The 22,242-nt window shown below is 62.3% G+C and carries 22 protein-coding genes and 1 pseudogene; 12 read left to right on the top strand and 11 right to left on the bottom strand.

The features are described from left to right. Positions 1 to 34 precede the first annotated feature (34 nt). Positions 35 to 790, bottom strand: coding sequence for an AbiU2 domain-containing protein (locus AC1RKI_RS29700; protein WP_492798395.1), 756 nt, complete (start codon positions 788 to 790; stop codon positions 35 to 37). Positions 791 to 869: 79 nt separating this feature from the next. On the opposite strand from AC1RKI_RS29700, the gene AC1RKI_RS29695 reads away from it, so the two are divergent. From AC1RKI_RS29695 to AC1RKI_RS29685, 3 genes and pseudogenes are all read left to right on the top strand, one after another. Next, positions 870 to 1,178 (top strand): hypothetical protein, encoded by a 309-nt coding sequence (locus AC1RKI_RS29695; protein WP_492798393.1) that lies wholly within the window; start codon positions 870 to 872, stop codon positions 1,176 to 1,178. Between the two features lie 85 nt (positions 1,179 to 1,263). Next, a pseudogene (locus tag AC1RKI_RS29690) lies at positions 1,264 to 1,536 on the top strand (HU family DNA-binding protein); the annotation flags it as partial. 23 nt (positions 1,537 to 1,559) lie between these two features. Continuing rightward, positions 1,560 to 2,477, top strand: coding sequence for a hypothetical protein (locus AC1RKI_RS29685; RefSeq protein ID WP_029306690.1), 918 nt, complete (start codon positions 1,560 to 1,562; stop codon positions 2,475 to 2,477). A 90-nt stretch (positions 2,478 to 2,567) separates the two neighbouring features. On the opposite strand, the gene AC1RKI_RS29680 is transcribed toward AC1RKI_RS29685, so the two are convergent. From AC1RKI_RS29680 to AC1RKI_RS29640, 9 genes are all read right to left on the bottom strand, one after another. Continuing rightward, complete coding sequence (locus tag AC1RKI_RS29680; protein WP_011239925.1) at positions 2,568 to 3,458, bottom strand: DNA/RNA non-specific endonuclease; 891 nt, start codon at positions 3,456 to 3,458, stop codon at positions 2,568 to 2,570. Between the two features lie 53 nt (positions 3,459 to 3,511). Continuing rightward, positions 3,512 to 4,102, bottom strand: coding sequence for a hypothetical protein (locus AC1RKI_RS29675; protein ID WP_008648655.1), 591 nt, complete (start codon positions 4,100 to 4,102; stop codon positions 3,512 to 3,514). Between the two features lie 94 nt (positions 4,103 to 4,196). Then, positions 4,197 to 4,442 carry a hypothetical protein gene (locus AC1RKI_RS29670; protein ID WP_011514902.1) on the bottom strand — a complete coding sequence of 82 codons (246 nt, stop codon included), beginning with the start codon at positions 4,440 to 4,442 and terminating at the stop codon, positions 4,197 to 4,199. After that, positions 4,439 to 4,699: a DNA methyltransferase gene (locus tag AC1RKI_RS29665; protein ID WP_011239927.1), complete on the bottom strand. Its 261-nt coding sequence runs from the start codon at positions 4,697 to 4,699 to the stop codon at positions 4,439 to 4,441. Before AC1RKI_RS29665 ends, AC1RKI_RS29670 begins: the two co-directional genes overlap by 4 nt. Before the next feature lie 27 nt (positions 4,700 to 4,726). Continuing rightward, entirely contained in the window at positions 4,727 to 5,692 is a 966-nt protein-coding gene (locus AC1RKI_RS29660; protein ID WP_029306692.1) for a phage Gp37/Gp68 family protein, read from the bottom strand. 377 nt (positions 5,693 to 6,069) lie between these two features. Next, complete coding sequence (locus AC1RKI_RS29655) at positions 6,070 to 6,381, bottom strand: hypothetical protein (RefSeq protein ID WP_492798390.1); 312 nt, start codon at positions 6,379 to 6,381, stop codon at positions 6,070 to 6,072. A 43-nt stretch (positions 6,382 to 6,424) separates the two neighbouring features. Next, entirely contained in the window at positions 6,425 to 7,651 is a 1,227-nt protein-coding gene (locus tag AC1RKI_RS29650; protein WP_011239936.1) for a DUF1173 family protein, read from the bottom strand. Between the two features lie 11 nt (positions 7,652 to 7,662). After that, positions 7,663 to 9,120 carry a 3'-5' exonuclease gene (locus tag AC1RKI_RS29645; RefSeq protein ID WP_423200833.1) on the bottom strand — a complete coding sequence of 486 codons (1,458 nt, stop codon included), beginning with the start codon at positions 9,118 to 9,120 and terminating at the stop codon, positions 7,663 to 7,665. Beyond that, positions 9,117 to 9,566: a hypothetical protein gene (locus AC1RKI_RS29640; protein ID WP_423200832.1), complete on the bottom strand. Its 450-nt coding sequence runs from the start codon at positions 9,564 to 9,566 to the stop codon at positions 9,117 to 9,119. Before AC1RKI_RS29640 ends, AC1RKI_RS29645 begins: the two co-directional genes overlap by 4 nt. Before the next feature lie 157 nt (positions 9,567 to 9,723). On the opposite strand from AC1RKI_RS29640, the gene AC1RKI_RS29635 reads away from it, so the two are divergent. The 9 genes from AC1RKI_RS29635 (at position 9,724) to AC1RKI_RS29595 (ending at position 18,499) form a co-directional block, all read left to right on the top strand. Then, positions 9,724 to 10,248, top strand: coding sequence for a hypothetical protein (locus AC1RKI_RS29635; RefSeq protein ID WP_017510437.1), 525 nt, complete (start codon positions 9,724 to 9,726; stop codon positions 10,246 to 10,248). A 164-nt stretch (positions 10,249 to 10,412) separates the two neighbouring features. After that, complete coding sequence (locus AC1RKI_RS29630) at positions 10,413 to 10,616, top strand: hypothetical protein (RefSeq protein WP_234710821.1); 204 nt, start codon at positions 10,413 to 10,415, stop codon at positions 10,614 to 10,616. 114 nt (positions 10,617 to 10,730) lie between these two features. Further along, a complete protein-coding gene (locus tag AC1RKI_RS29625) occupies positions 10,731 to 11,213 on the top strand; it encodes a hypothetical protein (RefSeq protein ID WP_423200831.1) in 483 nt (160 codons plus the stop codon). An 11-nt stretch (positions 11,214 to 11,224) separates the two neighbouring features. Further along, complete coding sequence (locus AC1RKI_RS29620; protein ID WP_029306697.1) at positions 11,225 to 11,455, top strand: hypothetical protein; 231 nt, start codon at positions 11,225 to 11,227, stop codon at positions 11,453 to 11,455. An 86-nt stretch (positions 11,456 to 11,541) separates the two neighbouring features. Next, positions 11,542 to 12,333, top strand: coding sequence for a hypothetical protein (locus AC1RKI_RS29615; RefSeq protein WP_423200830.1), 792 nt, complete (start codon positions 11,542 to 11,544; stop codon positions 12,331 to 12,333). Then, entirely contained in the window at positions 12,333 to 13,100 is a 768-nt protein-coding gene (locus AC1RKI_RS29610) for a hypothetical protein (RefSeq protein WP_423200829.1), read from the top strand. Before AC1RKI_RS29615 ends, AC1RKI_RS29610 begins: the two co-directional genes overlap by 1 nt. Positions 13,101 to 13,160: 60 nt before the next feature. Next, positions 13,161 to 16,262, top strand: coding sequence for an SNF2-related protein (locus tag AC1RKI_RS29605; protein WP_423200828.1), 3,102 nt, complete (start codon positions 13,161 to 13,163; stop codon positions 16,260 to 16,262). Beyond that, the gene (locus AC1RKI_RS29600; RefSeq protein ID WP_423200827.1) at positions 16,259 to 16,513 is read left to right on the top strand and encodes a hypothetical protein; all 255 of its coding nucleotides are present in this window, start codon (positions 16,259 to 16,261) and stop codon (positions 16,511 to 16,513) included. The genes AC1RKI_RS29605 and AC1RKI_RS29600 overlap by 4 nt, the downstream gene beginning before the upstream one ends. Before the next feature lie 270 nt (positions 16,514 to 16,783). After that, positions 16,784 to 18,499, top strand: coding sequence for a M30 family zinc metallopeptidase (locus AC1RKI_RS29595; protein WP_423200826.1), 1,716 nt, complete (start codon positions 16,784 to 16,786; stop codon positions 18,497 to 18,499). Between the two features lie 1,259 nt (positions 18,500 to 19,758). Here AC1RKI_RS29595 and AC1RKI_RS29590 read toward each other — a convergent pair. Next, positions 19,759 to 21,762: a hypothetical protein gene (locus AC1RKI_RS29590; RefSeq protein ID WP_423200825.1), complete on the bottom strand. Its 2,004-nt coding sequence runs from the start codon at positions 21,760 to 21,762 to the stop codon at positions 19,759 to 19,761. Between the last annotated feature and the right edge of the window lie 480 nt (positions 21,763 to 22,242).

Raw genomic sequence — 22,242 nt, 5'->3', positions numbered from 1 at the left:
TTGTTGGTACTTCGTTCTCGTCATTAATCACACCTTACCGAATGGCAAGGTGTTGCACTTCAAATTTGAGGCCGCCCAGTGCCTTCATTAGTGCTCGCGTCTCCCGAACAATTTGCTCATGCGGCCTTGAGTTCCTGGAGCTATCGGCGTAGATGCGATTTACCGAGAAGCGAACCGGCGTAAGTAACGGCTTCCGACCGTTGTGCAACAAGCCCCACAGCGCAGAGTGCAAGCGGACCAAGAACGTTGACAGGCGCCACAGGTCAGCGACTTTACCGCGCGCAAACAGTGCTTGAACTTTTGTGTTTCCGTGCGCTTGCCGATGAGCGAGATACTGATGGCGAACCGGCATAATGGCGCGCTCATAGACGCACCGGTATTTCTCAATATTTCGCCTCAGGCGTGCAACGTCCGCCTTAGTTGGATAGTGCGCGGCGGAAAGGTAGGCATCCAGCCACGCTGGGTCGCTCGTCGCACCATTGCGCTTGCGGTGAGCAAGAGCATCTCGACCGAAGATCGTCAAATCGCGCTCCATCGAAATCATGAGCGCTTCGAGGTTGTAAGGAGATTTTTGATCGAAAACTCTACCGAGTGCAATATATGCGGCTGATTGTAAGGCGGCGGTGCAGGATATCCAGAAGGTGGGGGTTTCGTTTAAGTGGTCTAGCAGTTTTTTAGATTGCGACGCGGCATGCTGAATGGTCATCTCCGCATACGTATAGTTGGCAATGACGTTGGCCTCATGTTCAAGAGACTTCAACTGATTCTCGAACGAGTAATCTGGTTTCACGCTGCACTCTGCCCTATATAGTTCTAATTCTCAATTAGAGTAGCATACCGCCAGCGTGAGCCTCCTAGCACGAGATCTTTTGCTGGCGGAATTTGCCTACGGTCCGCACTTCGCACCGTTAGCCAGGCGGCGGCTGAACGGGGCGGGGTGGCAGCTCGAGGATCACGATACCGAGGCTGGAACGATTTTTCGCATTTCGTCCGCCATGCCGCCGGAGAAGGGCGATGTGTTGGGAAAGGCGTTGGGTGTAGCGCTTAAGCAGGCCGACGTCGCGCATCTTAGTCTCGCATGCCAGGGGCGCGCTTACCTCGATGGTTTGAAGGACTTTGCGGAGCTGCCTGCTCGGCCGATAGCGGGCAGGCCAGGCTCCAACTCCGAAAGGTTGTGAATTTGGCGGGTCTTTCCAGGCGAGAGATGAGGTCGAGGCGTGCTTGAATACCTCGGCACATCCAACGCGCAAGGAGAATACCCGCATGACGAAATCTGAACTGATTGACGCCGTTGCTCGCGGTGTCGACGGTCTCACGAAGACCAAGGCCGAGCAAGTCCTCAATGCAACGCTCGATGCCATCGTCGAGGCGGTAGGCCGCGGCGAAACCTTGAGCCTGATCGGCTTCGGTACCTTCAGCAAAGGCGAGCGTGGCGAACGCATGGCGCGCAATCCGCGCACCGGCGAGGAAATCCGGGTCGAGGCAGCCAAGACCGTGAAGTTCAAGGCGGGCCAGCGATTCAAGGATGCGGTCAATGGTGGCCGGTGGCCGGTGACGCGATGCATGCGCCCTCCCCACAATACGTGCCGGTCGCGGAGCTGCTCGCCGGCACCGCGGAGATCCCGCAACGCCTCGATGCGGCGACGATCCGATATCGCGGCGTCACTTGCCATGTCTATGGCGTGCTCCATGGTCTGACGGGTGGCACCAATCGCCAGTACAAAGCTCTGGTCGAAGACGCAATCGAGAATGCCCCGGGAGAGCTTGTCTTTGGCGAGACGAAGTTCGCGAAGCTGTACCGGGGCATCCAGGTCGAGATGGACGACTGGACTGAGATCCCACTGCGCGATGCATTCCGGATGCAGTTCAAAGCCGCTCTCACGCCGATGCGCATGTTTATGGTGGCCGCTGGCATGCGGCGCGAGCGGCGGACGATGGCGGACCGCTTCGGAGCGAACGGGTTTCGTCGTCTCCAGGACATCGGTGGCTCTGCCGCCTTCCATGCGCTCTCGCCCGACGAGCGGCGCAGGATTGCTGGCTTTCCGGAGCCGTACGCCTATCTCGTGGAGAATTGCCGGCGGCGGGCGGGCGGGGGTGATCGCTGCGGGCCTGTGTTTCCGGATCCTGATTGGCGCTGGCTTGCGATGATCGAGCCTGAGCTCAACATCCCGTTGCGAAGCGTCTTCATGCTGGAGTTCGCAGTGGAACGGGCGAGGGTGTTTGGGGGCAGCGAGATATCGATTTTCGTGGGCGAGATTCACAACTCCGACATGGTGTGGCTGGCGGGCTTCGACGAGTCCGCGGTGGACCCGAAGGTACGGGACATGGTGGACAATGTCCGCTGGCGCGCTATCGAGCTTGCGCGGGCGCCGCGGCGCCCTTCCCGGCTCCGCTTCGTTCTGGCTTCGCTGGCGGGGGCATCCATCCCGCTATCCTTGTACTTCGGCCTCGGAACGTGGCTTTGGGCACGAGGCTGACTGTAAATCGGCCAGTATGAAAGCGAAAGGCGCGTCAAAAGGCGCGCCTTTCGTCTTTTTTGAAAGGAACATGTTCCTTCCGGCGGGATGCTACCGCGCGTAGGCCAGCATGAGCGTGGCCAGCGCACCGGCGTGCTGAACCAGCCCACCGAGGGATTCAGCCGCATCCCCTGCTTTGTCGTTTCCAACAAGCCTGGCAAATGCGACACGGCGAGCCGCCTTCTCCCCCGGATGCGGTGTCGGCGGCGGTAGATCCAATGCGACGCCTCGCTTTGTCGGCGCCAGAGCGGGGAACGGATCGATGCCGGTGAAGCGCGACAGTTCGCTAATGCTGATGACGCTGTAGGCTTGCGTCGCATCGTTACGGACGACGTAGGCCGCAGCGCCGACGCCCGGCACATAGATTGCCTTCCACAAATAGTCCGGGATGCGCACGCGGCCGTTCAGCATTCGGGCGGCATTGGTGAATGCCGGACCGGTCACGACATGGATGGCGCCATACTGACGCGCGAGCTTGCGCGTCGATGTCTCGATATGGCTCCAGGTCCTCCGGTTCGACGTGCTGTTCTGAGGCACGACGTTGGCGAGGCTGAAGCTTTCGGCCTGAGACGCCTTGTCTCCGAAATCACCGCTCGGGGCAAGGTGGCCACGGTCGTATCCAGATCGTACGAAGTCTCGCCGCTGCGCACGCTCGCCAGCCGGCAAGCGATCTTCTTCATAGAAATCACTGTCGCGCGGCAATGTACGGGCCGCATCCGCCGCGGCGGCGGTCAGGCGTTCGGCGGACCATAGGGCCGTGCGGGTCTGCGGCGAGTAGAGGACTGCGTACGCGCGGTAGCAGAGCAGCTTGGTGTTGGCGGCAGGACGGCTGGCCGCCGGCTTGCCGGCCTCGAGGATGTTTCCGCATTGCGCGGCGTCCTTGGCGGAGGCGGCTGCCGCGGTGACGGCGAGAAGAAGGGCGACTGTAAGTTGACGGATCATTGCTGGGAGGGCGTCATTGAACACGCTCCCAGCTTGCCCTTTCTGGGCCAAAGTCAAGGCTGCCAGTGATCGGGGAGGCCATCGATAGCCTTACCAATGAACTCGTGCAGATCCAGAAGCGGCCAGTCCTTGTCGGCGAGGGATTCTTCGGCGATCTCCGCGCACAGTGCCGGCACATGATCGAAGCGGATCATCGGTGCGCCATCGATATAGATGATCTTCGCGCGCTTCAACAGTTTCTGGTATCTCGCCGCCTGGGAGATCACGGTCTCCGGTGGATCTACGTGCTTGAACTCGTACCCTGGCTGGGCAAGCGCCGCGGCCATGGCGGCAAACTTGGGTCCGACCGTCTCCCAGTCGGAGGTCGTTGCCGCCAGCAGATTCAGGAAGTAGGGGATGTCCGATGCGGTGAGCGCGCGCCGCGACATCATTGAGACCGCGTTCTGGTCGGCTGGGCGGTGCTCGACGCGGCTATTCCAGATCGCGCTGAGCGTCGTGAACGCGGTGTCCTTGTCCGCAGAGTCCAGGCGAACAGGAGGCGTAGAAATGCCGCATTCTTCACATACGATAACTGCCTGGAGCCGGCCAGAGATGTAGGTCGGGGCGCCGTCGCAGTGGGCGCATTGGAGGAGGCCGCTGGGCATGGGGAGAATCAGGATCGGGAAATGCCGGCATTATGCCTGCCCGCATCCTGTGCCCAACGGTCGGGCGCGACTGACTGTGCGAAAGGCGGCCGGGCTAAGGGACGTCGGTCGCCAGATAGTCTGCCGTCGTATTCAGGAGTTCCTGCAGCGCGGTGTCCTCGAAGCCCTGCAGGATTTCGGCATGGTCGCGCAGCGCGGCGCCAATCTGCCAGAATTCATTAAGCCAGTGGCCAGGCGGACCCTTGGGGCCGCCCAGCTGCCCGGTGGCGATGGCACCGCGGATGGCAAGGACGGTTTCGGGTTCGGGGTATTCGCGTTCGTTGTCGTCGTGCTGCGTCATTGTCGTTTGGGTTGAGTGGCCCATTGCATGGCCGGGTGCATCTGAAAGCCGTCGAACTGGCGGAACAGTTCGGCGGCACCGCGCGCGTATTGCAGGATCCATTCCGTTGCGATCCAGCGCCGACCTAACCTCTCGGCGGCCAGGCCGGTGCGAATCGTCCCGCCGAATGGGTCGACCACAAGGTCGCCTGGCTGGGACAGGAACCGCGTGAAGAAGTCGGGGATGTCGGTAGGCTGCATGGCGCCGTGGGTCGGCAAGCCGAGTGCCTGGGCGGCACGGCTCCATCACTTCGCTCCACGCGCCAGTGCGCGTCCGCATGCAGCGCCGACGTCGAGCGACGTCACAGGGAAGGCGTCATGGACCACCCCGTCCAGCAGCCGGCCGGAGGCCTTCTTGCCGACAGCGTGAAAGGCCGCTTTCCCCGTAGACCCATCCACGACCTGCCAGTGCCCCCATTGCTTGAAGAGGAACGGCACGCCAGCCGAGGCGCATTGGTCGCGCAGGGAACGGGCCCATGCCGGGTGCATTGAGCGGGCGCCGGCGCCGCTCTCACCTCCCACGATGATCCAGTCGAGGGCGCCCGGCTCGTAGTCGTTGCCGGACGTGTGCAACAGTTCGCCGGTAGCAGAGGAGAAAACGTCGACATGGCCGAGCAGCGGCTCCATCGAAAGGAACCGCGTCTTGGCAGGCGTGCGCAGCAGCTTGGGGATATCGCGGTCGGCTTCAGCCTGATTCACGATCGTGGCACCGAGCCAGATATCAGCGGGTGCATTGCCGGCGATCCACGTTGCCAGCCAAGGTACGAGCGGATTCTCTGCACAATCGTCGCGCAGCATCAGCGTGTTGAACGCCTCACCGAGCCGCTTCGTAGCGTTGCCGATGCGCTTGGTCAGCACGAGTTTGTCCAGGTGCGGCGTCTGGCGCCAAACATCAAGCACGTCGATAAGCCATTCGATAGGGACGGCGGTATCGAACACGTCGGCCAAGCTCGCGCAGAAGACGCGCTGGCGGCGGCCGTGGACCGCAGCGAACGCGGCGTGGGCAGCGTTCCACCGAAACATTTTTCGCCAGTTGGCTGCGGAGGTGCGGCGGCGCGGCGCCCCTGGTCCCCAGTTCGGGGCAACGCCCCCGCCAGACCGTTGGTTGCGGGTTTCGGCATAGCAATGGTCGCAGCCCGGGCCTACCTTCTGGCAGCCTTCCCACGGGTTCCAGGTGTGGTCGGTCCACTCGATCTTCGTGTTTTCGCTCATGACTGTGCGTCCTCAAACATGTCGATCGTCAGGGGGTCGCGCTCGGGCGCCTCGGTCGCAGGCGGTTGCGCTGCCTCGCATTTGATGCAGGTAGGGGGCACGGCGCCATACGGTAGCCAGCCACTCCGGCGCTTCATGCGCTTGGCCGTATGGCGCGGCTTGTGTCCGCATAGCGCAAGGCCTGTGGCGAGGTCCACCAAATGCACTAGGTAGCCGCCTTTGGCTCGTGCGGCGATGGGCCGGCGGCCGATACTGACAAGCGACGGCGACTCGGCTCCAGAGGGTATGTTTTCTCGTACGGTATGTTTTTCCATATGGTCGGGCTGCGTATGGAGGCGTGGGGTGTTGGGTGCAACGCGCCGGGTTACCTCATCAGCCTATCGAGGCGGCAACGAAGTCAAGACTTGCGGCGTAATGCCGTAACGGTCGGCAGCAGCGCGGAGTTGCTCGGCGTCGATGCGACCTACGGTGATTGCCGTTAGGACCTCGCGGGCGAAACCGTGGAAAGCCTGCAGTTCGTTGCCGATGATTTCGCCGACGAACAGGTAGAGCCCATCTGGCATCCTGCGCACGAGCGTTGTCTCCCGCGACATGCGCAGCAGCAACGATTCGGCAACATCGGGGCCAATCTGCAAATGCCGCTGCAGCAGCGCTACGGACGCAGCGCGAAAGCGCTGGACCAGATCCAACGCACGTGCGTATTCACGGTCAACCAGCGCTGCCGATGCGATATCAGGCGCCGTCATTGCTTCGGTTCGCGGTTGGCAGACGGACGCTGGCGGCCGGACCGGCCTTGACGTCCCACTCGAGCAACGGGATGCCGGAGGCAAGGTAGTGTGCTCGCTTCTCGGCAATTCGGGCGTCATAGTCTGCATTGCCGGACATGCCGAGGACCTCGATGACCACCTCCGGAGCTACATCGGTCAAGATGAAGTCCGGGTGAGCGGCAGCCCGGCCGATATGGCGCAGCGGCTTGCGAAACGCCCGACGCTCGGCGATCAGGTGATCGGCCATGGCGATTTCATGCGACGAGTCACACGGCACGAAATGGCTGTTGGTCAGCATCGCCGCGATGTCGACCACCCGCAGATAGCCGCCCTTGGACATCTCTACCAGTAGGATTGCAACGCAGCGCTGGTCGTCTCTGCCCACGGCGGACAAGGCGCTGCCAAACGAACTCTGCAGGCACGCATAAAGGTCCGCATTGAGGAAATAGCGTTGCCGGCTCTGTCGCAATACGAGTTTGCCGCCGTACTGTGAGGGTTCGTGGGATTCAAGCTGGCCGATGACGATGCCACGCGGGTTGCCGGCGGCCATGGGGGTGAGCCGGGCCTGCCAAGCGTCGAACTCGGCAAGGATTTCCGCTTTGCGACTGGGATCCCATCGCTGAACGATGTGGAGCAAACCGTCGGCAGACGTGCCGTTGATCCGGCATCCCGCAAGTTCGGCGGTCAGTTGTGACCAGCAAGCAATCCAACCGCGATAGCCGGTTCCGGGCCACACGTTCAGCCCGGCCTGCTCCCAGGCATACTCTAGGAACGCCAGCAGCCCGGCGGAGCGCCGCTGGGGCTTGCTGCTTTGGCCCTGCGCAGACCGCTGGACGGTCGCCGCTGGCGTACGCGTGCTGACGCTCAGCGCTACCCCGAGCCTGATGTCATGATGGCCGTCCTTGAGCCGGAAGGCATCGAGGTTATCGGTTGGCCCCGACTTGGCCAGCGTCGGCCGGTTGAACGGGCAGGCCGCCGCGTGTTGGTGCGCCTGTTCTGGCCATCGGGCAAGCAGAAAAATGTCCCGGTGGCGGCGGATCACGAGCTTCGGCCTGGGCCGTTGCGTGCCGCACCCGCATTCAGCAAAGCCTTGGATTTTCTTGGCGCGCTCGAGGTGGCGCGCGTAGCGGCCAGGGTCGTCCAGTACATCGTCCAGTGGGAACTCGTTCCCGCCAATCCGCACGGTGATCATAGGTTTCCTCTCTAGACGCCGGCTTCACGAAACATCGTGTACAGGTCGCGGCGGATCTCGCTTACATCCAGTACGTGCTTGGCGCGGGTCATGGCGACGTAGAGCAGCCGCATTTCTTCGGGCGCCATGGTCAGCTTCCCGTCGTCGCCATTCTTGAATTTGAAATCCCCGGCTAGTTGCACCCGATCCCACTCAAGGCCCTTGGCACGGTGGATAGTCGAGACGATGTAGTCGGCTTCGTCCTCGGGCGATACGCGGGTGAGGATCAGCCGCAGGTAATCCACTCCCTCGTTGTCGATCAGCGTGACCAGCGGCTTAAGATCCCGGCCAGCGAAAGACTCTGCATACTCCTGCACCTCTTCCCACGTTTCGAAGAGGGCGAGAGTGGCCGGATACCCGATGCGCTGGCCGCGCATGAGCTGCTCCGCCCCGTCCGCAAAGGCCCGCAGTTCGTCGACGTTGGCGCGCACCGCGACGCGATCGCCGCGGCCTATGCCTTGGGCCAGGTGAGTCAGGACCGTGGCGTTCTTCCGGCAGAGGACCGCGTCGAATCGTTCTTGTCCAGCGGACTCGTGCAGGATGCGGGAAGCGACTCCGTCCTGGCCGCGCACGGGCGTGTCTTCGTCCATCAGCGCGAGGACACGACTGGCCAACTGTGCGATCGCAGGCCCGAATCGGAACGACTCGGTGAGGGCGCATTCCGGCGCGCGGATATGGTCCATGGCGTTGACCGCGCCGCGCCATTCGTAGATCTGCTGGTAGGGATCACCGACGTAAATGACCTGGCACTGCTGGGCGCGCAGCACAGAGAGCATCAAGCCGTCGGCATCCTGCGCTTCATCGAACAGGATGAAGTCGGCGCCGATGCGGGGCCGGCTGAGTTGCCAGAGTTTTACGTACGTATCGTGACCGATTGCCGAAGGCGCGGCCGGATCGAGGTATTCCGACCAGAGACGTTTCACCGAAGGCAGGAGGGCTTCGCGCAGGTGCTCGGCTTCATCGTCCTTCACGATCGCGTCGACCGGGATGTGCCATGCCAGCGGCTCGGCCTGGGCCGACCGGCAAAAGCGGGCTGCTCCGTCCATCACCATGCGTGCGACCTTGCTCGGGCTCAGCTCCAGATCCTTGCCGATCGTCGTCGGCAGGTGCAGCTTGCCCAAGCCATAGCGCAGCGCCAGTTGGTGGGGCGGCTCGACGGGATTGCGCAGCTTGCGGGTGATCTCCGGGCGTGTGCCGCTATATGCAAGGGAGTGCACGGTGCGGCAGCGCGTGTTCTGCGGAAACTTGCGGGTCGCCTCGTTGGCGATCTCCTTGTTGAAAGCGAGGTAGAGGCCGCGCGCGCGGCCGCGGGCTTCTGCGGCCATGCGCAACGTCGATGTCTTGCCAGCGCCGGCGTAGGCTTTGACCTTGACGGGGCCACCGCCGCGGACGGTTTCCACAACCTGTTCCTGCTCAGTGGTCGGCGTCATGCCATCTCCAAAGCGACTTGCTCGGGCATGTTCGCGAGGACGCGGCGCCGCACTTCCAGCGTGCGGGCGCGAAGCACCTCGTCGCGCCGTGCGGCCTCGCCACTGATGTTGTCTACGATGTAAGCGAAATAGAACGCGGTGGTGGGGCCGGTCCATGCCAGCCACTTGGCGCGGACTTCGGCTTGCTGTTCTGCGGTGAGAGAGAAGTAGACCGCGCGCTTCTGCCGCCAGACACGGGCCTGGTGGTCACGCGTGGTCGCTTCGAGCCGGTCCGAACGTCGCTGCCGGCGCGCCAACTCGTCATCAGCGGAATGCTGCTCGGCGGCGACGTGCTCGGCGAAGAGCGGGTACCGCTCGCGCTCACGCTGCTGTTTGCGAGCGAAGGCGGCTTGTCGGCGGGTATTGAAGTTGATGGGGGCGTGGCGTCCGAATCGGGTGAATCGCATGGCGGCTAAGGTAAATGGGTCTAAGACCAAGATACCGGGGCCACATCGAAGTCAAGGCCGCCGGCGGGCGAAGTTCGCCGCCAAACATTTTCAAGGCAGAAAAGCGGGCGTAGGCTGCGAAAGGGATAGAATTTCGTGCGCCTTTTACCGAAAACCCATGTCCCAAGTCACTACATCGATGGCCCGCGAGGTATCGCTCGGCAACCGCCCGAAGAACGAGCCGCAGTTCATTGCCCCAGGCGAGCCGCAATATGGCGAGATTGCGCGGTTGGACGCGTTCATCTTCAAGCGCTACCTGGACCGCGTGTTCTGGCATCCGCGGCCCGACGTTCTGCGGTTCGAGGTTCGGGCGAACCCCTCTCCCGTGGGGAGCATCTATGACGTCGTTGCAATCGTGGGGAAGGGCGAAGGCGAGGTTTGGTTCGCGGAGGATGCCGTCCCGACGCGGTGGGACTACGTCGCCATTACAGAGAGTACCGACGGGCTTGGGCGCCTGCAGCGGGAAAAAGCCAAAGCTGACGGTCGGCTTCCCGAAGACTATGTGCCTTTCGTCGGGGACGGTCCTGTGCAGGACTATTCCAATCTGGAGAACCCAGAAGAGGTCGAGCAACGTCGCTGGGCCGTGGTGAATCGCCTCCGTGAGGCAAATCGTCTTGCCCGGCACGCCGCCGGGAAGCGGTAGGCGTCGTGGTGTTGAAGGTTGTCGGAAGGCGAGGTAAGATTCGTCCGATTCTCCGCGCTACTGCGCATCGACACCTGCCGGCGTACCGGCCATCTGCTTTTCTTCCACCCATTGGGGCTTTTGTCCCATTGGGGCATGGCTCCATCTTCCGTATCGGAGCCACCATGTCCATTGCCCACGCTCGTTCCACCTCCTTCGCTCTTGTTGCGCTGGTGGTCATTCTGTTCGTTGCGCTGTTCTTCATCGTTACGACACCGCAGCTTGCTCTTCTGTATGTCCAACTGAGCGCCTTGGCGCCAATGGCCCTTTTGGTCGTTGTGCTTTGGACGCTCAGCAATTTTGAACATCTCTTGGGCCGCCCGGCCTGAGAATTGGTCGAAACGGCCGCATAGTCGCGCTCACCCTTTGGGTGAGTGCGGCCCATCCACTACCCTCCGGGAGACGACCCGGTTAGGGTACCGCTCCCGGCTTCAGACGAAGCTATGTTTCCCAAAACCATCGACATTGAGGTTGGCCCTGTGCCGGCCGAGGAATCCTGTGCTCAGGTTGGTCGCGACGACTACGAAGAGCGCTCGCGGCGCGAATGCGCCGTGTACATTCGCCAGTTGCAAAGAATCTTCCATCATCCCAATCCGGCAGTCCTGAAGTTCGTGCGACGCGGCTTTCCCCATGAGTTGGGGCGCTATCACGAGGTAGTCGCAGTCATGACTGCAGAAGGCGTGGACTTGTTCGACGAGACCAGCTTGCCGCTCGAGTGGGATCACGTTGCGCGCGCCGAACTGACCTGGCTGCGCCTGCAGCAACACTGGTGGGAAACCGTCCAGGCTCGCCCGTCGGCGATTGCCCTCGTGCCGGACATCTTCCAGCGCTCGGACATTCCGGAGTTCCCCAACCACCCCGCCGCATTGTGGTGGGCAATGGGCTTCATGCCCATGCCGGTCGGCCGCGCGCTTTCGATTCACTAGGAGCGCAAGCCGTGAACACAAGCCAGAAGTGCACCGTCATCGTCCACCTTTCTGGTGGCACGGTACCGTACATCGAGAGTGACGGCCACGTGAACGTGGTGATCGTCGACCACGACATCGAAGGTGTCGAGGAAACAGACCTCAAGACCCTGCCGGATCGCAGCCGGGCCACGGTCCGCCAGGAGGAGACAGCCGGTGTGAGCCGCCAGTCCGCTCAACACTGGTTGGATTTGGCCATGTGATTCCCGTAGCGCGGACCCCCGCGCTACTTCCTTCCTTCCCTCGGGAGACCTCCCGAGGGGGTCTCCCTATTCATTTGAGAGACCCCATGTACAACGAAATCATCGAGAAATTCATCGCCGCCCAGCAGGCGGCACGTCAGGCCTATCAAGATGCCGCCAATCTCGAGCGTGCCATGCTCGCCGGCACCGGCACCGAAGAACCATTCTTCGCCGTAGGCGTCCGGTCGGACCACCGCCAGAACAACGAACTGGAGAAGTTCTGCCAATCGTTAGCCGGCAACGTCGTCAGTCGGGCCCGCAGGGAGTTTGCCCCCGCGGGTGCCCGGCTCGATATCGACAATAGCGCCGAGTACGAGCGTGCTGGCCTGGATATCCAAAAAGCGCTGAGAAAGGGGGACATCCCGGATCTCGACAAGCTTTGGGCCTCCCTCACCGCCCATTACAAGGGCGATGGCGGGGCGGCGACGGCTTACCGTCAGGCCGCATCGCGGATCGTCCGCAACTTTGGCCTGCATCGCAATGCTGAGGTAAAGCGTACGGCCGCCGGCGTGGTGTTGAAGAAGACGGTCTATACCGAGGCGTCCTACAGGTCGAGCCGGCGCAGGGTGGGCTATCACAGCACCCAGCCGACGGCGGATTGTCTGATGGGTCTCGCCACTTTCGCGGGCAAAGCTGGCAATGCATTGCTGGCCAAGCAGTTGGGGGGCATCAACCTATACGAGCTGGAGTACGTCTCGCGCGAGAAGATCGCAATGCCAGGACTCGACATCACTTTGTTCAACGACAAGTGGGAGTTCAAATTCTGCAACGAGCTGGCAGAGGCCCTGATGCTCTTCATTGGCGAGTACGGCCAGGACGCCATGCGGGAGCTGCGCTGATGTACAACTCGCTTGTCGAGGCGTTCCGTGCGGCGCAGGCGGCCTCGGCTGAAGCGTTTGCGCGGGTCAGCGTGCTGGCGACGCAGGTTGGCGCCGATTCTGCGATTGTGCCGTTGCCTGTTGACCACGCTGGCGAATATCGTCGCTTCCTACGCCGCCTTGTAGCAAGCCTGATCGATCGGGCGGGCAACGAGTTTGGCATTGCAGGCGCTCCGGTCAGCATTGACGAGACGCGTATCCCGGTGAACGGCTACCCGAACATCTGGGAGGCCCTCCGTGCCGGTGAGACGCCGGACTTGGACCGGTACTGGCGCGTGCTGACGCAACGGTACGAGCATCGCGGCCGCGCGCTGGCGTACCCTCAGGTCGCCCAGACGCTGGCCGTAGCGTTGGAGCTGGATGCACCGAACGCGGTGCGCCGGTTTGCCACGGTCGTGCGCCTGCGCCTCAATGCGCCGTCCGAGCCGTCTGCCGTGCGCCTGTCGCGGCGAGTAACGGCAGACGCGCATGCCGAAGTGCGGGCGGCCTTGTCGGCGTTGTCAGCCTTTGCGCAGGATGCCGGCGAGCCGGCGTTGGCCGGCTGCCTGCGCCAGTTCGATCACGGCGAACCGTTTGCGCCCCAACAGCGGCGGACGTTCCCGGGTCTCGATGTCGTGCAATACAACGAGTACTGGGAGCTGCGGTTCACTCTTTCGCTTGGCGAGCGCCTCCTGGCGTTCGTCGCCCAGCACCTATCCGAGCCAGTATCCGAGCCGATCTCGGCGTAAGCAGCCTGGCGCCTTTCCCTTGCCCCGTTTCGACGGGGCATTTTCTTTTCTGGAATCCCTATGACTCATTGGTACGGGCCCTTGCGGGCCATCGTCAGCCTCGGCTCGCAAGCCGACAAGATCGCTCACATGGGCGAGCTGCACGCTGCGCGGCAGAAGCATTTGTCGCAATTCTTTACCCCGGACGCGATTGCGCGGCTCATGTGGGGCGTCGTCGAGACCTGGCGCCCCGGCCGCAAGATCTCGGTTCTGGACAATTCGGTCGGCTCGGCCCGGCTGATGCAGTACGCCGATCCGGCGCAGCACAGTCTGTATGGTGTTGACGTGCACGAGCCGGTGATCGCGGCAGTCCAGCAGTGCATCGAGGCCGCCGGCTTCGAAGGCAGCTTCCGCATGGCGGGCATGGAGGAAATCCATCCCCGGCGATTTGACGTCGCCATCATTAATCCGCCGTTCTCGATCCATCTGGAATCGCCGCATCTGCAGCCGTTTGGTTGCACGACCTGGGGAAGGTTCGGGCCCAACAGCAGCGCTCTGAGCCATGAATATGCGTTGGCCCAGGCGCTGGAGGCGGCACAACTCGTTGTGGCGCTCTTGCCTACGAGCTTTGTCGACCGTTTCGTCAACGTTCTGGATCACCGGGACGCACACGTTAATGCGGCCCGCCGCGTGGTCGGCATCTTCGACCTGCCGGCCTCGGCCTTCCGGGAGGAAGGCGCGACGGTGCACACCTCCATTGCGGTCTTTGGCCGCTATCGGATGGGCCGAGTTGTGCGGCAGTCGCACAGCGATTTGACCATTCCCTTGCCCGCGCTGGACCTGAATCTCGATGATCGAATCTTCGGAGAGGCACGACTAGGGCACCAAACGCTGGATGACGCGGGCCCTGCCATTACGCGCCCCGTGACCTCGCAGAAACGGGTACGCATTGCCCATGATGGCCGCCGGATTGTCCTGGGATTTGAGTGCGGCTTCGTCGAAGCAATGGTGCTGAACAGTGTCCTCGATTGCAGGATCCGGCCGTTGGATGGCCAGCGCCTGCCGCAAGGCATGCACTACGCCGGCAGCGGCCGCCTCGATCTCGAGGCCTATCTGGTGCAGGACGACCCGATGGCGGCGCTGGATGGCTTGCTGCGGCTGATTCGCGGCGCCGGCGGCGTACCGCAACTGGCCCCGGGGTTCCTCAAGCATTTCGCGAAACGGGTACGGCGCAGCGCGCGCCAGGCTACGCCGCTGCGGCACACGGTCTGGACGACGGGTGTGAACGCAGCGGAAACCATCTGCGGCGTGGCCCTCAAAAGCCATGTTGCAGACCCGCTGAAATGGGGTAGTCCAGTAATCAAGGCCGGCGAGACCGTAGCGTTTGCGCGGCAGGCGGACGGCCGCTATGCCTACCACGCCGGCGGCAGTCAGTTCGTGCTAACGCTGGACGAGCTGATGGGGCGTTTTGCCGTTAGCAGATCAGAGCAGACCTGGGAAACCGTGCACGAAGGCTTGTCGGTGAAATATCCGCAGCAAGCCCTTGGCCTGCGTCGCCGAATGCAGGCGCTGGGTATCGACCGCTGGCTAAACTGGGAATTTCAACAAAATGACCTAGTGGAGCTGCTCCAGAAGCCCTGTGGTGCTGTGGCGGCGTGGGAACAGGGTTGCGGCAAATCGCGGCTCGCGGCGGGCTTGATCCTGCTGTCAGGGGTCAAGCACGGCCTGATCGTGGTCGAGTCGCGGCTGGTCCCGGAAATGCGTGCCGAACTGGCGCAGATCCTGCCGCCGCAGTCGGTGCATGTCATCGACTCGCCGGAAGCACTCGGGAAGCTGGGGCAGATCAATCTCATTGCCTACGAGCGCTTGCGCATGCCGGTGTGTCGGGAGGCTTCGCGGCGGGTCACATACGCTCACCGTCTGCGGCGCCGGATCGGCCTGCTGGTGGCCGACGAGGGGGAGCGACTGTCCAATCCGAACAGCGACCAGAGCCGCGCGCTCTGGCAGTTGTCGGCGCGGCGCCGGTACATTCTGACGGGGAGCCCGATTGCGAACTACCCCCGTGACGTCTTTGGTCTGATCGCCTTTACGGGCGGTGACGGTACGGCGGCTCAGCCCTACGGTTACCGTCGCGGATACCTGGATCGCCAATGGCTGGCCACCGCGCAGCATGCTCAACGCGGCGTAGATCGCTTCCGCGATGACTTCGTCGTGCTGGAATGGGTGACGTGGGAATTCGCGGAGAGCCTGCAGGATGGCGCCAAACGGGAAGTGCCCAAGATCGGCAATCTGCCGCTCTACAGGCAGATGCTGGCGCCGCACACCAAGCGGCGGCTAGTCTGCGAGCCCGACGTGGCCCGGTACATCCAGATCGATCCGCCGGCAGTCGAGGTGGTTGAGACGGATTGGGATCCGAGTCATCTGTCGCTGTACCTGCGCACGGCCGACGAGTTCGCGGAATGGTATCGGGATATCCGTCATACCGACGGACGCTCGAACAACCTGATCGCAATCCTCGCGCGCATCCGAGCAGTGCACTTCGCCGCCAACTACCCGCAGCATGGGGTGGACGGCGTAGGAGCGCTGGGGCAGTTGACCAGCAAGCAGCGTGCCGTGATCGAGCGAATGGAAGCCATCGCCGGTGAAGGAAAGCAGGCGATCCTTTTTGCCGAGAATCCGGGGGTGATCGACCTGCTCGCCGGCCAACTGCAGGCGCGCGGCGTGGAGACCGTACCGTTCCACGGCGGCATTTCGATTGCGAAGCGCGTGGCCGACAAGGACAAGCGGTTCGTGAACGGGGCGGCCTCGGGATTGCTCTGCACCAAAGGATCGGGCAGGGCAGGGTACAACCTCCCGAACGCAGACTATGTTCTCTTCTACGACCGCTCGTGGACATGGCGCATCGAGTATCAGGCGATGCGGCGCGCGCTGCGTTGGAACCGGAGAGGGCAATTGAAGGTGGTGTATTTCCACCTGCCGGGGAGCATCGATGTCTACCAGGACCAAATGGTGGCGCACAAACGCGACGCCATGGAAGCCGGCTTGGACTGGGCGACCCCGGAACTCGAAGACGAGGCGTTTCTGCACATGGACACGCTTCTGGATGCCTTTGTCGACGATCTCGCGGCGCTTCACGGCCGCAAGACCCGCGACCAACGCCAACTTCTTAAGGAGGCAGCATGAAAGCGAATGAAAGCAGCATAGCCCTGGGTGAGGGCGTGGCGACGATCAAGCGTCACGGCACGCGCGCCACCACCGTTGCCAACATCCTGGGCACGCTGGAGGCTGACGGCATCGAGATCATTTGCCTTGATCGCCTGGTACACGGTGTTCTCGAGACGGAAATGGGCGGTTGGCGGGTGAGCGGGCCGGTGACAACCCTGCTGGCTCGGCCGATTGGCCCACTACCGTTGAAAGACACCCTAAATAGCTGAGCTTTCTGGGCGCTACGACGCCCGAAACAACCATAAGATGGTTTCCGTAGCGCCCCGCTACGGAAGCTCTCTCAAGATGGACCCGTTCTCCCAGCCCTCCTCGTGAGGGCTTTTTTTTTGAAGAACCCGGATTCCGTTGGCTGCGTGCCGTCGCGGCTTCTGGGGTAGGGAAAACCCCCGAAAAGCGGGGTGATGGTGGCGGCGAATCCGCCGATATTCAGATGCCGCGTATTGAAGGGTCGCGGCCAACCACAATAAGGAGAAATCATCATGCGCAATCGCGCTTTGTCTTTCCGAGGGTCTCTGGCGGTAGCGTTGCTGACTTCCGCGGTTCTTGCCGCCTGCGGCGGTGGCGGCGACAGTGGCGAGCCCACGCAGGCTGCCACGGGCACCTCTACCGGTGGCACGGCCGCGCCCGTTGCGGGGACGCCTGCCGATCCTGCCGCAAAGCCGACCAGCGTTGTGACGCCAGCCTGTTCGGGCTGCGCCGCGGTCGACGCGAACACCTACGCTGGCTCTGGTGTGGGTGTCTGGCAGAACATGAATGCGACGGCTGCCGCCGTCGATATGCCGATCAGCATCTCCGGATTGGCTGGCCAGGACGTGACGCTGGTGTTCACGAACCAGTCCGGCACCGCTCAGACGATGCCGACGATCCCGCTCACCGCTTCATACCTCCCGACCGTGGCCGCGAGCGCGATCCAGTGGGACGACGGCGTCAATGCAGTCAAGCGCCGCATTGCCGATTTCAACCGCGATGGCTGGGCGGCGCTGGCAGGACCGCGGGGCACCGCGCCGAGCCAGTCATCGTTCGGCGCCACGCCGCCATTGCGTGCCGTAGCCTACGCCGTGGGCGATGCTCGCACCTGGTATCACGAGGACAACTCCGCGCGTAATACCACGCTCGTTCGAACCGACGTGACTTCCGACGGCACGGTCGTGAACTTCTGGGTCGAGAATGGCGAAAACGATCCGACCAAGGTCAGCGCCGCGATTGTCAACCAGCTCTACGCAGGCTTCGTGCCGGGCGGCAAGATCTACGACATGCTCAAGCAGACCGGCGGCCCGGTATGGGGCCCGCACGTCTACAGCGATCTCATCGATGGGGCGGTGCAGCAGCCTATCGATATCGTGATTCTGAACTTCGACAACAATGCGACGCCATTTGGAGTTGTCGGGTACTTCTTTGCGCGCAACGCGATTAAGAAGGATCCCACAACGAACCCTTACAGCAACGAATCCGTGTCGCTCTACCTGGATTCGGAGACACTGTACCGCGGCGGCCCGGAAGGCATGAAGTCGATGTTGCTAACGATGGCGCACGAAGGCATGCACATGCAGAACTTCTATCGGCGTGCAGTGGTAAAAGGTCCGTCCTATGCGTTCGATACCTGGCTGGAAGAGGCAAGCGCCATGATGATGGAAGACTTCGCGAGCCAGTCCATTGACCCGACCTACAACGCGATCCGTGACGTACGGTTCCCAAACTACGTGGGCTACAAGGCCGGATCGTACAACTGCAGCCTGCTGTCATGGGATGCATTTGGCCCTGCGTGCGATAGCTATTCGGTGTCGGGCTCGCTCGGCGGCTTCCTCGATCGCCAACTGGGCCTGGGCTTCTACAAGCATCTCCTTGCCAACGTCAGTAGCACCGATTCGGTGGCCGTCCTCGATTCCTCTATCCGCGCAGCCGCCCCAGCGTCGGGCCTGGGCGAGCAACTGCGCCGGTTCGCGGCGACATCGAGCGCGCTCATGAAGGCGCCAAGTCCCAGTGGCTTCGGCTTCCCTGCCCGTGCAGAAGGCGGATTTACGCTTCCTGTCATTGACCCCCAGCTGTACCTGCCCCTGCGCACGCTGACGCAGTCGGTGCCCGCAACGTTGCAGCCATATGCAAGCCTGCCGGTGGTGCGCAAGGCTGTGAACGGCACGTATAGCGAGACTGTAAAGGTGCCAGCGAACTCGACGCTGTCAGTCGTGATTCAATAAGACCCACGGGGCGGCAAGAGCCGCCCCAATTCCTTGGGAAAGCATGCAGAAATTCATACTCACGGTGCTTATGGCGGTCGGCATCACAGCCTGTGCCGGATCGGTCGCAACCGCTCCCCAGCGACTCACGCTCATTGGCGAAATCCACATCAAGGGCAACGAACCGTTCCCGACCGTGATGCTGGAAACGCGGTCCCATCAGACTTGGGAGCTGATTGGTATGCCGCTCACTGCCGCGCGGTCGCTTGTCGGGCGCGAGTCCATCGTAGAGGGCGTCGTTGAAAGGGAGCCGGGACCTGGAGTGTGGTTGCCATCCATGCGAGTTCAGGGCGAGGCCCGACCGTCAGGCCGATAGACCGATGCAGCGGTTGATGATGAGGCATGGCTCGGCCTCTAGTCCCACTCCGCCTCAGAAACCAGCTCCGCTGAGACGACCCCTTCGACGTTCATCTGGTAGAGCTTCCGGTAGCACAGCGGACATGGCGCCCAGTCCAAGCTCTGATTGCCCCCAATCTCGAAATGCCGTTCTCGAATCCGGACGGGGACGCCGCACTGGCAGACGAGAATTTGAGTATGGTCATCCATCGCGTATCTCCATGTCATGGGGGATGCAGCATGTGACGGCCGGAGATTTGCAAAGATCAGCGAGTTACTGGTCTCCTTAGCAGCGCGCGAAGGCAGCAGCAGGCTCCGAAGAGCGCAAGCATAGGACCAACATTTGCATCTGGGGGCAGTTTCGGACCTTGCCGATTCATTTTTGCGAATTCACTGGCCGAGCCTCTGGCAGGACACAGCCATCGGCCCAGATCCGTTTGAGCATGTGGACGCGGGGGACCGCTTCCGACCCGGAGCGGCCTATCGGCAGGGGCGGTGTTGCCTGCCTGGAAGCGGCCGTTGGATGGGTTGAGCAGCGGAGGTCACCGAACTCGAACAGACGGCGTCCGCGGAAGTTAGTTTCTGACCACCGCACGCTGCGGGACACGTACGGCGAAGATTTAGCACGCGGGCATGGCCTCGAATCTCTGCTGGAGTCTCACCTGTGTGAGTTCCTTGAGCAAGGCTTCGAGGTGGTAGTCGTCCGCGACGCCGCGGCGGGACCAAAGGTGCCCGACGGCGACGGCTACGCGAGCACACTCGTAAACTTCGGCTTCATCGCCAACGGTCTGTGGACGACCGATGAGACGACCGCCAAGTCGCGGGCAAGAAAGTGAGCAAGGGGCCGGCGTGATAGAACAAAGTGCCAGCCCAACGAGTCCTCTTCAGATCTCAAGGACTCTGTCATCGCCTGAGCCAACATCGTCATCGTCCAGGACGGTGGCGGTCGAATCAGCGGCATCGTCCTCGTTGGGGACAAGCATTATCTGCCCCCACTCGTCCTTTCGATAGATAGCGATGTAGTCAGGGACAGGTCGAGGCGGCGGCACGCGCTCCTTTGGAAGCCGCACAAGCGCTTCCGTGCAAGCAGCCTTCAATTTGGCATAGCCCACCCTATCGGCGTACTTCATGGCCTTGACCAGCATGACCTGGTGCATCGTCAGGACGTAGTCGCGCTTGTGCTTTTGCCGGTAGAGGGCGTCGTAAGCGTCGGTGCCCTTCTCCAGGTCCTCCAGCTTGGCCCTGTAGGCCGCAGGATCTTCCATGACAACGCGCTGGCGCATCATGACCATCATCCGTCCGTAGTCGCGAACGATGGTCAACAGGTCCTGCTCGGCCGGCGGAACCTGGTCGGTCAGATCGTCCAGATCGAGCACGTCCGGCATGAAGAAATCGAAGTCGCGCTCAGCGAACTTGGACATCAGATCTCGAGCCAGCCGCCACTGATTGCCGTGGTCGAGGGTATCGCGTGCAAAAGTCAGCCGCTCCTCCTTGCTGAACGCGATCAAGTAGTTCTCGCCCAGATTGAAGGCGATGAACTCGAGCAGGTGATCAACGTTGAACTGTAGCTTGGGGCTCTCCTGGCCTTCAGGCGGTTCGGGCTCACCCGCCTTGCGAAGCGGGTAAAAGGGAAAAAGGTCGAACTCGGTATACAGTGCGGCCCGACACGGCGAAGCGGCGAGCGCTGCAAGCACGTCTCGCAACGCTGTCTTATCAGCGTGGCCAATCGCCATGGTGATCATGTCCCCGATCAGCGCCTTGAACATCAACGTGTTCAGTCCGCCCGTGTGGACGAGTGCCTGCCCAAGGAAGCGAATCGCCGCGTCCACCGCACGGCGGGTATTGAACATATTGTCGCACGCGAACAAAACATAGAGGCACTCGCCAACGTTCTCCGTGAACTGAGCGGCATTGAAGAGCTCCGGCCACCGATCGAGCTCGTCGATCAAGTGCATGTACATGTCACGTTGAACCGCGAACGGGTCCTTCGCACACGGATAGTCTGCAAGGTAGCGGTCAATGGCGTCCAAGTCCGCCGGGGTCGCCCGTATGGCCACTGCTCCCAGGGTCTGCGAACGGGCTGCATTGCGCACGTCGACCGGTGTGGCAAGGCTGCGGTTCCTGCGCGACTTGATGAACTGCGGCGTGCTCGCCAGCAGCGCATCCCGATCGAACCGACCACCCTGGAAGACTGGCCCGAACTCGGGCCGGAAATCCGCAATGTCGACGGTTGACTCGGCGAGCAAGAAGCTGATCGAATGAAAGTGCGAATAGGCCTTGCCATTGTTGCCCGTCCAAGGCTGATCCCACGCGGGAAAGGCAGACATGATCCGATTGCCGCGCATCTGGACGCGAATCAGCATGGCCTTCAACGGGTTAGTCAGCCTGGCGTATCCGTACAACACGCCGTCGGGTTTTTCCGCAGTGATCGAATCCGAGAGCTCCCGGTCGAGGTTTTTGAGCGCCTCATCGAGCACATCTATGATGTCGTCCTCGGTGAACGTCACCGGAAACAGCGTCTTCCAGAGATAGCCAGACTTGTAGTAGTTGTCTGGCTGCTGGGTGATCCCGGCAGCCCCTTTGGTGAACAGCCGTCTGGGGATCTTCAGGGTGATGCACCCGTTCTGAAGCTCCCGCGCGAACCACCAGGCGTCATGGACGCCAAGGCGAAACTCCATCAAGTGAACGACCTTTGGGTGCAGGGCCAGGAATTTCTTCCAGCCGGCGTAGGTGTGCAGGCCACCCGACAGCACCGTCTCTTGGTACTTGCCGGTCGGGGTCACCACAGGACGAATCGTCGTCTCGCCTGCGACGATGTGGTCAAACGAATCTTTGCTGAGCTCGTACTGGCCTTGATCGCCGAAGCGCAACGGGAAGGGTTTCGTCATGGATACGCTGGTTGTGCTCGGGAGATTGCCTGAGGGTATCGGCGAGTGGTGCGAGGAGGGCCAGTAATGATGCTGCATTTGACGGTTACAGCACGGCGCAGGTGTTACGAGTCAGGTAACGGCACATCTGTAACAAACTTAATGCACTGACGCGTCAGGACCGCTGAGAGTGCGTCCGCGCGGCGCTGCGTCGAGCCCGTACCGAGAGCGCACTCACGAGCGTGTGGTAGTCCGGGTCAGCCATTCTTGCGAGCACGCCACACCTACCACGTAACCACTGCAAGCTGCGCGACACGTGTCCGCTATTGACCGATCTCTACCTAAGCGACTGGCCGCTCGTGGCCGGACTCGTCCGCCGGGGTAGCTGGGACGGGGCTCGCCGGCGCCAGCGGCGACTTCCGACCGAGGCCGTGTGGAAACGTCTCTCGAATCGCACTGACACACGTCGCCTCCGGGGCTGAGCCTGCTTTGTCGAATTTT

This window comes from Cupriavidus sp. GW822-FHT06G04 (genome assembly GCF_058799075.1).
The sequence above is the reverse complement of the archived record's forward strand: the minus strand, read 5'-3'. Positions and strand labels throughout refer to the sequence as shown.

Coding starts and splice junctions, on each gene's coding strand:
- AC1RKI_RS29685 (WP_029306690.1), top strand. CDS start 1,560: ATGCATGCGCCCTCCCCACAATACGTGCCGGTCGCGGAGCTGCTCGCC.
- AC1RKI_RS29680 (WP_011239925.1), bottom strand. CDS start 3,458: ATGATCCGTCAACTTACAGTCGCCCTTCTTCTCGCCGTCACCGCGGCA.
- AC1RKI_RS29675 (WP_008648655.1), bottom strand. CDS start 4,102: ATGCCCAGCGGCCTCCTCCAATGCGCCCACTGCGACGGCGCCCCGACC.
- AC1RKI_RS29670 (WP_011514902.1), bottom strand. CDS start 4,442: ATGACGCAGCACGACGACAACGAACGCGAATACCCCGAACCCGAAACC.
- AC1RKI_RS29660 (WP_029306692.1), bottom strand. CDS start 5,692: ATGAGCGAAAACACGAAGATCGAGTGGACCGACCACACCTGGAACCCG.
- AC1RKI_RS29650 (WP_011239936.1), bottom strand. CDS start 7,651: ATGATCACCGTGCGGATTGGCGGGAACGAGTTCCCACTGGACGATGTA.
- AC1RKI_RS29645 (WP_423200833.1), bottom strand. CDS start 9,120: ATGACGCCGACCACTGAGCAGGAACAGGTTGTGGAAACCGTCCGCGGC.
- AC1RKI_RS29640 (WP_423200832.1), bottom strand. CDS start 9,566: ATGCGATTCACCCGATTCGGACGCCACGCCCCCATCAACTTCAATACC.
- AC1RKI_RS29635 (WP_017510437.1), top strand. CDS start 9,724: ATGTCCCAAGTCACTACATCGATGGCCCGCGAGGTATCGCTCGGCAAC.
- AC1RKI_RS29630 (WP_234710821.1), top strand. CDS start 10,413: ATGTCCATTGCCCACGCTCGTTCCACCTCCTTCGCTCTTGTTGCGCTG.
- AC1RKI_RS29625 (WP_423200831.1), top strand. CDS start 10,731: ATGTTTCCCAAAACCATCGACATTGAGGTTGGCCCTGTGCCGGCCGAG.
- AC1RKI_RS29615 (WP_423200830.1), top strand. CDS start 11,542: ATGTACAACGAAATCATCGAGAAATTCATCGCCGCCCAGCAGGCGGCA.
- AC1RKI_RS29610 (WP_423200829.1), top strand. CDS start 12,333: ATGTACAACTCGCTTGTCGAGGCGTTCCGTGCGGCGCAGGCGGCCTCG.
- AC1RKI_RS29605 (WP_423200828.1), top strand. CDS start 13,161: ATGACTCATTGGTACGGGCCCTTGCGGGCCATCGTCAGCCTCGGCTCG.
- AC1RKI_RS29600 (WP_423200827.1), top strand. CDS start 16,259: ATGAAAGCGAATGAAAGCAGCATAGCCCTGGGTGAGGGCGTGGCGACG.
- AC1RKI_RS29595 (WP_423200826.1), top strand. CDS start 16,784: ATGCGCAATCGCGCTTTGTCTTTCCGAGGGTCTCTGGCGGTAGCGTTG.
- AC1RKI_RS29590 (WP_423200825.1), bottom strand. CDS start 21,762: ATGACGAAACCCTTCCCGTTGCGCTTCGGCGATCAAGGCCAGTACGAG.